The sequence below is a fragment of the Deinococcus frigens DSM 12807 genome (assembly GCF_000701425.1).
In the GTDB taxonomy this organism is placed as follows: domain Bacteria; phylum Deinococcota; class Deinococci; order Deinococcales; family Deinococcaceae; genus Deinococcus; species Deinococcus frigens.
In genome coordinates, this window is record NZ_JNIW01000023.1 from 1 (window position 1) to 12480 (window position 12480).

The window sequence follows — 12480 nt, forward strand, 5'->3', positions numbered from 1 at the left end:
GTATCATCGGGAAAGCCATGCTGCGGCGCACCCTCCCGCAGGAGGGTGCGAAGCTGCTCGAGTTGGCTGGAGGTCAGACGTGATGGACGTCCTGGAGCGACGGTGGCCTGCAGCGTGCCGATCTTTTTGAGCCGGGCGCTCCAAGTGGTGACGGTGAGGACAGACACGCCAAAATGTTCGGCAATCTCGCGGTGCGTCTGGGTGCCGCGTTGAAGCCATTCGGCAGCGGCCAGTCGGCGTTCCTCAAGCTGGGCGCGGGAATACCGTGAAGGTTGCCATTCGGCCATGCCATTAGAGTATCAGGCTGTATTTACGCCGTGATCAATAAGTCAAACATCTCCCCCATAACTATCCGCGATTGGTAAGCAATGTGTGGCTGTTTATTTCTCTCAAATAGAAAATGAGGTATTAAAGCAGTAGCTATGAAAACCATGCTAATCAACATAATAGCTAATACGATTGAGAAATTATCTGATGTAAAATATCCTAAAATACCACCTAATCCTCCAAATCCAACCCCTATCCACATAAAAGTGTTATAAGCTTTTCGATACGGGGTATTTCTATCAAAAATATTCTCAGGCTCTTTTAGCGATTTTATTAGTTCATCTTCAGAAACTTCATTAACTACACGTAAATTTCTATATCTCTTGAGATAATCCAGTGGCATCTTTTCAAGCATAGAGAGGCTCGTGAACGGCAAATATCCTCTCTTTCCTCTAAAATACAAATTATTGCTGCCATAGTAGCCATAAGATTCCACGCCAGATGGATGAGGGCTAATTGAGAATAGGTAGCCGTCGCAATAGGCAAAAAACTTGATGGGATTATCTATTAGCATTTCTTTTGCGTTTCTACTGAAGGCTCCCTCGTATGTCCTGGGTCTTAACTCTATTGTAATTTTGCCATGATGTATGTTTCTTAAAAAAATTATTTTATCAACAGACTGTAAAATATTATGCTTCTTCAGCGAACGCTAGAGGATAAGCAATTTATACGAATCTGCTTTTGAAATACTATTTCTTGTAGTTAGGTATTCTGCTTCTTCACGTTGCCTCTGAAACTTTCGCTCTTCTTCTTGTGCAACAATTGCTTGATCAATTCCCATCGAAATCCCTCCCAGCATCGCATGCGGCGGAAAACCGATGCTGGTCCACAAAGTAATAATCGGAATATTCCAAAAAAATTACAAATCTATTGATGCTGCGACAGTCAGCGATTGCAAAGCATCGAATGTGAACCCGAACGCCCATTCTCGATAATTGATCACGGGGTCAGAAGGCAAGGTACAAAATTCGTGTTACAGCTACAGCGCAGGCCAGCGCCCCCTACCTGATGTTGAACAGACCGCCCAGCTTAACGAGTTCGCGAAGCTGGGCAGTAATGTTCTGCGCATCACGGGTTCAAATCCAGTGCCGTCGCTCTATCCGTCGCCCAGCACCTCAGCGTCCCTGGCCTGCCTCGCCGCGTCGATCATTTCATTGACGGCCTGACCGTCCACTTCCGCCAAGCCCGGTACATCCAGAACCAGCCGTCCATGACGCTCCACCAGTCGCGCGGCCCGCGCCACAGGACGCAGGTGCAGCCCGTCGCCATCCACTTCCAGCGTGACCGCCTGACCCGCTTTCAGGCCCAGTTCGTCCCGCAACTTCTTGGGAATCAGGACGCGGCCAGATTTATCGAGGCGCGGTTGCTGGGTCATGCGGGCAGTTTATCAGCGTTCTCCGGTCCAGAATCCGGCTCAGAGCCTGTTGCCGTCGCCCCCGCATACGCCGAATCCAGTTCGCCACCCAGCTCCAGCAGCGCCGTTACTCGCCGCACGATGCCTTCCAGCCATTCGGCGTCGTCCAGCGTCAGCACGCGGCCCTTGCGGTATTCCACCCAGTTTTTCAGCACCGGATAGCCGCCCAGCGTAAACGCCCAGACCCGTTCCGGCACCCCAGCCAGCTCCAGCGTGTCCGACAGCGCATAGGTTTCCCGCGCCGCGTCGTAACGGGGTTTGGGGCCAACCGTCAGTAGGTCTTGCGGGGCTTCCTCACCCGTTCCGGCGCGCACCAGACGGCCCACCGCCCCCGACACTTCAGGCCGCGCCTGCGGGTCCAGCAGTTCGGCCACGCGCCGCCCCAGTTCGGCGCTGTGTTCCAGCACCGCACGCGAGGCGGGCAGCGGCACACGCGGCCAGTCCTCGGCCAGATATTCGGCGTGTTCCTGGCGGTAGGCCGGGGCACTGAGGACCGCCAGCGTGTGGTAAAAGACCTGCCCCGCCAGTTCCCATGCCAGCGCATTGGGCTTGCCGTCCGGGCCGCGCACCACGCCGTAACGCGACAGCACCGGCACGGGCCTGGGCATCGGCTGGCACGCGGAATCCGCCTTTGGCACCGAGACTTTCAGCACGCCTGCCCGCGCCAGATCATCGTAAAAATCGGCGCTGTTGGGCAGGTATTGATATTCGGTGTCAGAGGCAAACTCTTTGAAGCGGAGGCGGAGTGGGATGGCAACCGCATCAGGATCAAACAAGTGCAAATCGGAAAGCGTGTGCCCAAAATATGGAGGGCTGTAACCGCGCCGCATAGTCTGAGTCGAATAGAGAAACGAATTCTCGTCATCGGTTTGCGCTTTGAAATTAAGATTTTTGCGCTGGATGAGCTTTGACTCTTCCTCATACCATATCCAGCGCATATCGAAAGGACGATATTGATATGGAGTCGCCCTATCCTGAAAACCCTGCTTTATTAAACTCGCGCGAATGCCCATAGGATCGCCAAATTCGTTTGCAGGCGTCATCAGCCGCTTGTGCGTCTCCATCAAGTCGCTGTCAGATATGCCTTCATCATAATAGACAGAGAAATTTGAGAGCAACTCGCATTTAGAGAAATCTGTGACCGCCTCATCCTTACCTGTGTGGACACCAATGAATTGAACAGGAAATAAATCCTCAAAACTCGGCCAGTCCCAGTAGGCGTCTTCACCTTTCAAGGGTCTCAGGACGTAGCGGTGTTCGCGTCTGGGGGTGAAGGCGGAGGCGTAGGGCGTGGCGTCCTCGGTCAGGGCGGCCCGTTTACGTGCGCCGCTGCCATAAAATTCGCGGTAATGCACCTGAGCGGGTTCGCCGGATTCCGCCTCTGCCCCCTTCACAGCGGCTTTCTTAACAAACGTGCCGATGGCGACGCCTACGCGGATGCCGCCATTGGTGGCGGTGGTAAACACGCTGCCGTCTCCGGCGCGGTGGGCACGCTGGTTGCCGTGCAGGTCATCGATGTAAATCTGGTCAAAGCTGCCCAGCAGGTGCTGGCGCATCACCGGATGGCTGATGCCCGTCAGATAACTGCGGTTGGTCACGAAACTGACGATGCCCTCCTGCCCGGTCCCGGCCACGCGCCACTCGGCCAGCCGCAGAAAGCGGATGTACAGATCGTCCAGAAGCTGCTTTTTCACGCCCCAGCTCTCGCGCAGACACTGCTTGTAGGGGGCGATCAGGGCCTGTTCCTCGGGGTTGTCGGGCATGTCGGCAAAGCGGGCGTAGGGCGGATTGCCCAGCATGACCATGATCTGCCGCCCCTGCTTGACCCCCTCGGTGCGGGTCAGCTCGTCGGCCAGCTCTGCAAACAGCGGTTCGGGCTTGTCGGTGCGCGGCGTCCAGCCGTTCAGGCTGTTGGTCAGCAGGACGTTAAAACGCTCGTCGTGGCCCGCTGCGTCCTGGCCCAGCGGCGCACCCCAGCCCGCCAGCATCAGCGCAAGCTGAAGGTGCGCGATGGCGAAGGGCGCGGGCAGCAGCTCGAAACCGTAGATGCGGGTCAGGAAGGCGTCCTTGAGGCGTGCGCCGATGCGGGCCGTGCCGCGCCGTTGCCATTCTTCGTGCATGAATTGCCCCAGCTCCAGCAGGTAGCCGCCCGTGCCGGTGGCGGGGTCCAGAATGGTCACGCGCGGGTCCAGCAGGCCGTCCGCGATGCCAAGCTGGGTTTGCAGCAGCCCGTGAACGTGGCGAATCTGGTACTGGATGATCTCGCGCGGGGTGTACCACACGCCCAGTTGTTCGCGCAGGCCGGGATCGAAGGCGTCCAGAAACGGCTCGTAAAAGTACGTGACCGCCTCGCCGTTCTCGAAACTGGCCAGAAACGGTTCGGCGGCCACCCGCCGCAGGATGTCCACCGCCCGCTCGACGGGTTCTTTCAGGTCAAGTCTGGCCAGTTTGCGGCTGGTGTTAACCTCATCGAGCAGCAGCGTGATCACCGGAATGTGCAGATAGTCGGCGATGTTCTCGCGCGTGACCGCCTCGCCCTTGCCCGCGCGGGCGGCCATCACCCAGCCGCTGAACAGCCCGTAAAACAGCGCCTGCACCAAGCTGGAGCGGAAGAAGTGACTCAGCTCGGCCTGCTTCTCGGCCCACTTTTCCTCGTCGCGCCGCCCCTGCTCGGCGCTGCGCTTGCGGGCGTCCGGTCTGGGGAGGGTGAAACTGGTGCCCAGCGCGTCCTCCATCGCTTTGCGGAGGGGAGCCAGGGCGTCCTCGTCCTGCTGTTCCAGTTTTGCCAGGGCCTGCCGGGCGTAAAAGGCCAGCAGTCCGGCGATTTTCTGCGGGCGCGTCAGGCTGCTGCGGGCGCTGGCCCACACGTTCAGCAGCCCGCTCAGGTTCTCCAGATGCGCGTCGGCCAGCGCGGCGGGTTTGGCCGTACCGGTCAGCTCCGCGTACGGAATGGTGTAGCGTCCCAGTTCCGTTTCGCCGTCCAGCACCACGAATTCATGAAAGTTGGTCAGCAGCGTGGGGGCCTGTTTGGCGTAGCCGCGCGCCTGTTCCCAGCCGTGGGCGTTCTTGCTCAGCGGCACGTCCAGCGCCTCCGCCTCGCCAATCACCAGATTCTCCGCACCGTCCGGCTCGCGCAGGGCGAAGTCGGGCAGCCCCTGCTCATCCTTGCTGGGGTGCGTGATGACCTGATACTCGGGTAGCAATCCCTCGAACAGCGGCTTCAGCAGCGGCAGATAGGTATTTTCCGGCGTCCCCTTGCCGTGCGCCTTGCGGACGCCTTTGACATATTCCGTGAACGCGGCTCGGGCCTGAACGACTCTGGACTGGGCGGGGGTCATTATTACGCAGAATAGGGTCTGGACTGCACAGGCGGCGCTGCGTTTTCGGAGATCATCTGGCCCGATGATCGACCCAGAGACAAATCACCAGAGATGAAGCAGCCCCGCCCTCACTCCTGCCGGTAAGCCACCTGCCCGGCCACCACCGTCAGCAGCGGCCAGCCCTTCAGCATTTCTCCGGCCCAGGGCGTGAACTTGGCCTTGGTCCTGAACTCGGCGGGCTTGACTTCGCGTTCCGTCTCTAAATCCAGAACCACCAGGTCGCCGGGCGCACCGGCTTCCAGCGCGGGCGTGGGCCAGCCCATCACGCGGGCGGGGCCAGCCGTCATCAGGTCCAGCAGCTTATCCAGCCCCAGGGTTTGGCCAAAGCGCGTGTACATCAGCGGAAAGGCCAGCTCGATATACGCGATGCCGCTGGGCGCGTCCAGCAGATCGCGCTCCTTCTCGGCGCGGGTGTGGGGGGCGTGATCGGTGGCGATGCAATCCACCGTGCCGTCCTTCAAACCTTCCAGCAGAGCGTCGGCATCACGCTGGGTCCGCAGCGGTGGGGCCACCTTGTACATCGCGTCGAAGCCGCGCAATGCCTCGTCGGTCAGGGTCAGGTGGTGGGGGCAGACCTCGCAGGTGACGCTCAGGCCGCGTACCTTCGCGCCGCGCACCAGTTCCAGGGCGCGGGCGGTGGACAGGTGCTGGATGTGCAGGTGGGCCTTCGAGCCTTGCGCGTGCAGTCCCGCCAAAATCTCCAGATCGCGCGCCACGCGGGCCGCCTCCGCCGCCGCCGGGTTGCCGGGAAGGCCCAGCGCCTCACTGACCGGCCCCTCGTTCATCACGCCGTCGGCGCGCAGGGAAGCGTCCTCGGCGTGCACGCTGACCACCATCCCTTTACCAGCACTGTCCAACAGGCTTCCGGCGTATTCCAGCCCCAGCCGCAGTACCCGCGCGTTCTCGTTGGTGCGCCCGTCGTCGGTGAACATCACGGCCCCGGCGTCTTTCAGGTAACCCAGCTCGGCCAGCGCCTCACCGTTCTGGCCCTTCGTCAGCGCCGCCGCCGGGTGCAGGCGCGCGAAGCCCAGCCCATTCGCCTTCTGAATCAGGGTGCGGACGATGGCCGGATCGTCGATCACGGGCACGGTGTTCGGCATGCAGACCACCGTGCCGTAGCCGCCCGCCGCCGCCGCCGCGAGGCCCGAGGCCAGGTCTTCCTTCTCGGTCTGCCCCGGCTCGCGCAGGTGGGCGTGGAGTTCGATCAGCGCGGGGGCGACGGTGCCGCCCTGCCCGTCGATGGTCTCGCCTTCTGCGGTTAACGCTGCGGGCAGATTCCAGCCCTTGATGACGCCGTTTTCGAGGGTGACGGACTCGGTGGTGTCGGAGTTGGGACGCTTGATGTTGGTGATGGTCAGTGTCATAGGAACCTCGGTCAGAGAGTACGGGGGCGGGTCAGCCACAGGTGGCCGGTCAGGGTCAGGCCCCACAGCAAGAACAGAGGGTCCCACAGCGCCGCGTGGCCCAGCATGCCCCGGCGGTCGATCTCGCCGCCGCCCAGAACGCCGGACAGGACCAGCCAGGCCACGCCCGTGTTGACGCCGCCGTAAAGGATGAGCAGGGGGCCGCCGATCCAGCTCAGGGTGCGCCACAGCCGGGGCCAGGGCAAGCGCCTACCCGCGTTCAGCAAGGGCACAACGGCTGCCGCCACCTTGAGCAGCGCGATCAGCAGCAGCCCCCAGAAGGCGGCCAGCGGACTGGTCCGGGCCAGGGTGACGGCCCACTGCCCCACGGTGTCCAGCAGCCAGGAGCCGCCCAGCGCCCAGTACAGGCTGAAGCCCGCGTGGATCAGGCCGAGGCCACAGGCGACCTGAACCAGCCTCCAAGACGAGAAGGTTTGCTGCATTGCTGCTCTCCTCAATCCATGACCCTAATTCAGCAGCCGCAGGGCTTCGGCCCCGGCCTGACGAATGCCGTCCAGATCGGCAATCCACACCAGGCCGCCCGCGAACCGGGCCTCGATGCGGTAGTCGGCGCTGGACCTGATGGACAGGCGGCACGCCTCGACGGCCAGATGCGGGGGCGGCCTGGTGTCCTCGAAGCGCGGGCTGTCGCAGTCGGCGGCGGCTGTGGTTTCGCGGTCCTTGAGATACGCGACCGTCAGGGCCGCCCGCAAGTCGGCAAGATAGGCGTGGGCCTCGGTCCATTGCGGGGGCTGGGCGGTCTGAGGCTGTAAAACTCCGCTCTGGGTCTGGACGGGTTGGCAGCCGCACAGGAAGGCGGCGGCCAGAAGGAAGGCGAATTTCATCTCAGTCCCGTCCCACCAAAAGATGATAAAGCACGCTCATCCTGATGGCCTGCCCGTTTTCCACCTGTCGCAGGATGCGGCTGCGTGGGCCGTCCGCCGCCTCGCCGCTGATTTCCAGGTCGCGGTTCATGGGGCCGGGGTGCAGGACGATTGCGCCGCTCTCAGCCCCGGCCAACAACCCTTCGTTGACCTGATAGGTATCGGCGTATTCCTGCAAACTGCCCAGAAAGCCGCCGCCCATGCGCTCTTTTTGCAAGCGCAGGGCCATGACCGCGTGTGCGCCGCGCACCGCCTGGCGCGGATCGCCCGTCAGCGTCACGCCCGGCAGCGCCGCCAGATCGGCGGGCAGCAGGGTGGCGGGGCCGCACAGCACCACTTCGGCCCCCAGTTTGGGCAGCAGCTCGGCATTGCTCCTCGCCACGCGGCTGTGGCGGATGTCGCCGATGACCGCCACCTTCTTGCCCTCCAGACTGCCGAATTCCTGACGCACGGTGTGGGCGTCCAGCAGCGCCTGGGTGGGGTGGGCGCGCCGTCCATCCCCGGCGTTGATCACCGGCTTGCCGCTGTAGCGCGCCACCAGGTGCGCGGCCCCGGCGGCGTGGTGGCGCACCACGAAGGCGTCCACCTTGTAGGCGGTCAGCACCTCCACCGTGTCACGCAGGCTCTCGCCCTTGCTGACGCTGCTGCTGCCTGCGGCAAAGGTCAGCACGTCGGCGCTCATGCGGCGGGCGGCCAGCTCAAAGCTGGTGCGGGTGCGGGTGGAATTCTCGAAAAATGCGTTGCAGACGGTCAATCCTTGCAGCGCGGGGACCTTCTTCACCGGGCGGTCCAGCACCTGCAACATGGTATCGGCGTTGTCCAGAATGGCGGTCAGGCGTTCGGCGGACCAGTCCTGAAAGTCCAGCAGATGCCGGGGCCGGGGGGAGGCGGAGGTCACCGCAGCTCCGCCCTGAGGTCTGCCAGATCCCACAACTCCACGCTGTCCACGCCGTCGGTCTCATGCAATTTGACCTTTACCACCTCACTGCTGGCGGTGGGGAGGTTCTTGCCCACGTAATCGGCGCGGATCGGCAGTTCGCGGTGGCCCCGGTCCACCAGCACGGCCAGTTGGATTCCGGCGGGGCGGCCCAGATCGATCAGCGCGTCCAGCGCGGCCCGCACGGTGCGCCCGGTGTACAGCACGTCGTCCACCAGGATCACCCGGCGCTGCGAGATGTCAAACGGCACCTGCGTCTCGCGGATGATCGGCTGGTGCGCCACCTCGCTCAGGTCGTCGCGGTACAGGGTGATGTCCAGCATGCCGGTGGGCACGTCCACACCCTCCAACTCGGAGAGTTTGGCGGCCAGACGGGCGGCCAGCGGAATACCGCGCGTGTGGATGCCGATCAGCGCCAGATGCTGCGCGCCCTTGTTGCGTTCCACGATCTCGTGGGCGATGCGGGTCAGGGCGCGGCGCGTCTCGTCATTGCTGAGGATGATCGCCTTGGGGCCGCTCATATCTGGCCTCCCCGTCCACAGAAGGCTCTGGGCACAAAAAAAACGCCGCTCAGCGCGGGCTGACGGCTCGGTTCAAATAGGATCATAACGGGACTCCTTCTCCTGCCTCACGGGGCGGGCGCAGCCTCACAGGACTGCCGAGAGAGGGGGCAAAGCCAGAGACGTTTTCTCTGCTGCCCAGGAGTGTAGCAGGTCATGACGAATGTGCTGAAAGCAGATCTGGGACGCGCCCGATCTTGAGCTGCCGGGCGAAGATCGGCGGCAGCCTCACGCCAGGACAGAGGGCTGGGAAAGCCCACGGCCCAGCCTGTCTTGATTCCCACGCCCACCTATTCCCCGTTCCGGACCGCTTCCAACAGTTCCTCGGCCAGATTCAGGGCGGCGGGGCCGAGGGGGGCGCGGGTCACGCCCAGCAGCGTGCCCAGCTTCTCGCGGCGGGCGCTGGACAGGCTGGACCAGCGGGCCAGATCGGCCCGCCACACGAGAGCGGTCTCGTCGCGCAGGTAGCGCAGCGCCCCGTCGTAATAGCCCGCCGCGTAGGCGGTGCGGGCGCGGCGCTCCTGGGCCAGCAGCCCCAGCCCGCGCGTGGCCAGCAGCGCCCGCCGGGCCTCCTCCTGGCCGCCAAAGGCGTAGAGCTGTTCCAGCCGGTAAATGGCCTTGGGAAAGCGCAGGCCCGCCGCCGCCCGCCACGCGTGGGGCAGCCGGATCTCGAATTCGGGCCAGGCATGCAGGCGCGTCAGCAGCGCCGGGTACAACAGGTTCAGGGCCAGGTTGCGGGCGTCGGCCAGGGCCAGCAGTTGCTCCTGCACGCCGTGGCCCGGCCCGGTGTGGGCGGCGCGGGCGGCGCTGAGGCCCTGGGCGGCCAGATTCAGCAGCTCGGCGCGGTAGACGGCGCGCTGAGACGCGCTCAGGTTCCACAGCGTTCGCTGGATGCGCCCGTAATGGCCGGTGGGATCGTACAGCACCCGGCTGGTGGCCAGCAGCGCCAGTGGGGCCTCGGCGCGGGCGGTGTCCCAGTCGCGCCACGCTTCCAGCTTCGCAAAGGGAAAACGCTCCACGCTCACGCCCGCGCGCGTCTCGGTCTGCGGCGAGAGCAGATCGCGCTCGAAGGTCACGAAAGTGGGGTGGCTGCCCGCCCAGGCCAGCTCGGTGCCGTGGCTGCCCGCCTGCGCCACCGCCCGCACCTTGCGGTCCGCTACCAGCCGTTCGCCCACCCGCTCGGGCGACTGGCGCTCCGGCGGGTGCCGGTCAGTGTTTCTGGCTGGTGTCTTTCCAGATGAGGCAGATGACGGCACGGCTTTTTTACTCCTCCTGGTGCCAGCCGGGCGGGCCAGCGCGGAAATCTAGTGTGTAGGGGGGGCACCGATGGCTGAACGCAGACGGCTCCTGGCGTTCAGACGTTTAGACGTTTAGACCATCACCCCTACCGGCCACCACCGTCTGCACGCCCACAACGCGTTCGCCCACGCTGACCTGCGGGGTCAGTTCGGCGGGCAGGTGCAGGAGGACCAGGCCACCCTCGGCCAGGAAGGCGGCCTTGTGCCCGGCGCTGGCCCCGTCGCCCTGCTTGAGGTAAGAGGTGGCGTTCAGGCCCGCGCCAGGGGCCACCAGGGTCACGGTGAGCAGGCCCGCCTCGCCTGTGGTCACAAAGCTCAGGCGCTCATTTTCCAGCGTGCCGCGCCCGGACAGCAGATCGGCGGGCTGCCCGGCCAGCATGGACAGCGCCTCGCCGGGGCCGAGCAGCGCCACGTCGCTGCGGCTGCCGGTATGCTGCACGTCCGTCACCTGCCCGGCCTGTGGCTGGTACACGTAATGCACGTCCAGCGGGCCGACGAAGATGCCCATCAGCCAGCCGTCCGGCGCCGCCGTCTCGCTGCCCAGCAGGTCCCCGACTTTCAGGGCGGCATTCAGCGCGTCGCTCTGGACCCTGCCGCCCTGGGTGCGCCGCACAAAGCTGACCACGCCGTCGGCGGGGCTGACAACAGTGTCCGCTCCGGCGGACGGCACCCGCACGGGATCGCGGAAACGGTACACGCTCCGCAGATACCACACGGCAGTTCCAGCGGCGATGGGAAGAAGCAGACGGCGCAGACGCATGGAGGCAGTCTAACGGCCCGGGAAGGAGCGGGGCTTCAGCGTTCGCTGGGAGTGGTGGCGCGGGCGAAATCCTGTTGTGGATTGGCCAGACCCGTTTAACGCCGCTGCTCCGCAACGTTGCAAGTCCGCTCCTCCGGGGCACCTGCCATCAATGGGAGCGGGCCGCACAGCAGACTGAGGGTTTCGCCTTCCAGCGGACCGCCCCGACCAGACCCCTGATCTGGCCCGCCACCGGCCTTCAAACTGCCGTCAGGCCCAGCCGTTAGACTGCGGGGGTGCGCCTCCCTGCTCCCCTGTCTGCCCTGCTGCTCTCCGCTCTGATGCTGCCCAGCGCCGCGAATGCTGCGCCGCTGCGCCTGGAGTTCTGGCATGCCATGACTGGCGTGCAGGACACCGTGAACGGTTACGCGGCGGCCTTTAACACCTCCCAGAGCGCCTACGAGATCGTGCCGGTGTCCCAGGGCAACTACCGCGAATTGCAGCCCAAACTGGAGGCCGCCATCAAAGCCGGAAGGCCCCCGGCGCTGGCCCAGGTGGAATTCACGCAGTTTCCGGCGCTGGCGGTGGGGGGGCAACTGCTGGACCTGAGCCGCGCGGTGGACGCTCTGCCCGGCAGCCTGACCGGCGACTTTTACCCGGCGGTCTGGAAGTCCGGGCAACTGAGCGGCAAGTTCTACGGCCTGCCGTGGAATGTCAGCGTACCGGTGCTGTTGTACAACGCCGGGTCGCTGAAGAAAGCTGGGGTCAAGGCCCCAACCACCTGGACCGAGCTGGAGGCCGCCGCCGCGAAACTGGCAGGCGGGTCCAGACGTCCGCTGGTGGCGGTGGCCGACGCCTGGACCTTCGAGGCCAACGTGCTGTCGCGCGGCGGGGCGCTGGTGGACGGCACAACACCCGCGCTGAACAGCCCGGACGCCGTGGAGGCCCTGACCCAACTGGCCCGCATGAGCGCCGCGAGGACCGCCCAGCCGCGCACCCTGAACGACGCTACCCGCGCCGCCTTCGATTTTGCGCGCGGGCAGAACGTGTTTGCTCTGGCCAGCGTCGCCAATTGGACCGACGCCCGCAGGCTGCCTTTTTTTGATCTGGGCATCGCGCCGTTTCCCTGCGAGCGGGCCGGGATCTGCACGGTGCCGCTGGGCGGGGCCACCCTGAGCGTGCCGCGCGGCAACAGTGCGGCGGCCCAGGCCGGGGCGCTGGCCTTCTGGCAATTTCTGAACGAACCGGCCCGGCTGGCCAACTGGGTGCAGACCACCGCCTACGCCCCATCCCGCCGCGCGGTGACGCCGCTGCTGGACGGCTGGTACGCCAAAAATCCACAACTGCGCGCCGCCCACGCCCAACTGAACCGCGCCGTGCCGCGCCCCCCGGTTCCCGATTACGAGGGCTGGACGCGCCTGCTGGAAACCGCTATTGATCAGGCCACGAACGGCAGGCAGGGCGCAAGGGCCGCGCTGGACGAGGCGCAGCGGCAGGCGCTGAAGTAAAGCGGTGCCCTCCCGCTACCCCTCCCGCTG

Annotated in this window: 11 protein-coding genes and 1 pseudogene; 1 reads left to right on the forward strand and 11 read right to left on the reverse strand. The window is 64.4% G+C overall.

Annotation, left to right across the window (positions count from 1 at the left end; translation table 11 throughout):
• The 11 genes and pseudogenes from Q322_RS23285 to Q322_RS0109760 form a co-directional block, all read right to left on the reverse strand.
• Window positions 1–287, reverse strand: a pseudogene (locus tag Q322_RS23285) (IS630 family transposase); the annotation flags it as partial.
• A gap of 23 nt (window positions 288–310) precedes the next feature.
• Window positions 311–670 (reverse strand): hypothetical protein, encoded by a 360-nt coding sequence (locus Q322_RS23290; RefSeq protein ID WP_156952985.1) that lies wholly within the window; start codon window positions 668–670, stop codon window positions 311–313.
• A 753-nt stretch (window positions 671–1423) separates the two neighbouring features.
• On the reverse strand, window positions 1424–1702 hold the full coding sequence (locus Q322_RS0109720) for an AbrB/MazE/SpoVT family DNA-binding domain-containing protein (RefSeq protein WP_029477717.1): 279 nt from the start codon (window positions 1700–1702) through the stop codon (window positions 1424–1426).
• Window positions 1699–5079, reverse strand: coding sequence for a type ISP restriction/modification enzyme (locus Q322_RS0109725; protein ID WP_029477718.1), 3381 nt, complete (start codon window positions 5077–5079; stop codon window positions 1699–1701). Before Q322_RS0109725 ends, Q322_RS0109720 begins: the two co-directional genes overlap by 4 nt.
• Before the next feature lie 110 nt (window positions 5080–5189).
• On the reverse strand, window positions 5190–6485 hold the full coding sequence (locus Q322_RS0109730) for a dihydroorotase (RefSeq protein WP_029477719.1): 1296 nt from the start codon (window positions 6483–6485) through the stop codon (window positions 5190–5192).
• Window positions 6486–6496: 11 nt separating this feature from the next.
• Window positions 6497–6967, reverse strand: coding sequence for a DUF3995 domain-containing protein (locus tag Q322_RS0109735; protein ID WP_029477720.1), 471 nt, complete (start codon window positions 6965–6967; stop codon window positions 6497–6499).
• A gap of 24 nt (window positions 6968–6991) precedes the next feature.
• A complete protein-coding gene (locus tag Q322_RS0109740) occupies window positions 6992–7369 on the reverse strand; it encodes a hypothetical protein (RefSeq protein WP_029477721.1) in 378 nt (125 codons plus the stop codon).
• A gap of 1 nt (window position 7370) precedes the next feature.
• Entirely contained in the window at window positions 7371–8306 is a 936-nt protein-coding gene (locus Q322_RS0109745) for an aspartate carbamoyltransferase catalytic subunit (protein ID WP_029477722.1), read from the reverse strand.
• On the reverse strand, window positions 8303–8866 hold the full coding sequence (gene pyrR, locus Q322_RS0109750; protein WP_029477723.1) for a bifunctional pyr operon transcriptional regulator/uracil phosphoribosyltransferase PyrR: 564 nt from the start codon (window positions 8864–8866) through the stop codon (window positions 8303–8305). The genes Q322_RS0109745 and pyrR overlap by 4 nt, the downstream gene beginning before the upstream one ends.
• A 329-nt stretch (window positions 8867–9195) precedes the next feature.
• Complete coding sequence (locus tag Q322_RS0109755; protein ID WP_029477724.1) at window positions 9196–10080, reverse strand: hypothetical protein; 885 nt, start codon at window positions 10078–10080, stop codon at window positions 9196–9198.
• 187 nt (window positions 10081–10267) lie between these two features.
• The gene (locus tag Q322_RS0109760; protein ID WP_029477725.1) at window positions 10268–10963 is read right to left on the reverse strand and encodes a phosphatidylserine decarboxylase; all 696 of its coding nucleotides are present in this window, start codon (window positions 10961–10963) and stop codon (window positions 10268–10270) included.
• 275 nt (window positions 10964–11238) lie between these two features.
• On the opposite strand from Q322_RS0109760, the gene Q322_RS0109765 reads away from it, so the two are divergent.
• Window positions 11239–12450 carry an extracellular solute-binding protein gene (locus Q322_RS0109765; RefSeq protein WP_245593206.1) on the forward strand — a complete coding sequence of 404 codons (1212 nt, stop codon included), beginning with the start codon at window positions 11239–11241 and terminating at the stop codon, window positions 12448–12450.
• The last annotated feature ends 30 nt before the right edge of the window (window positions 12451–12480 follow it).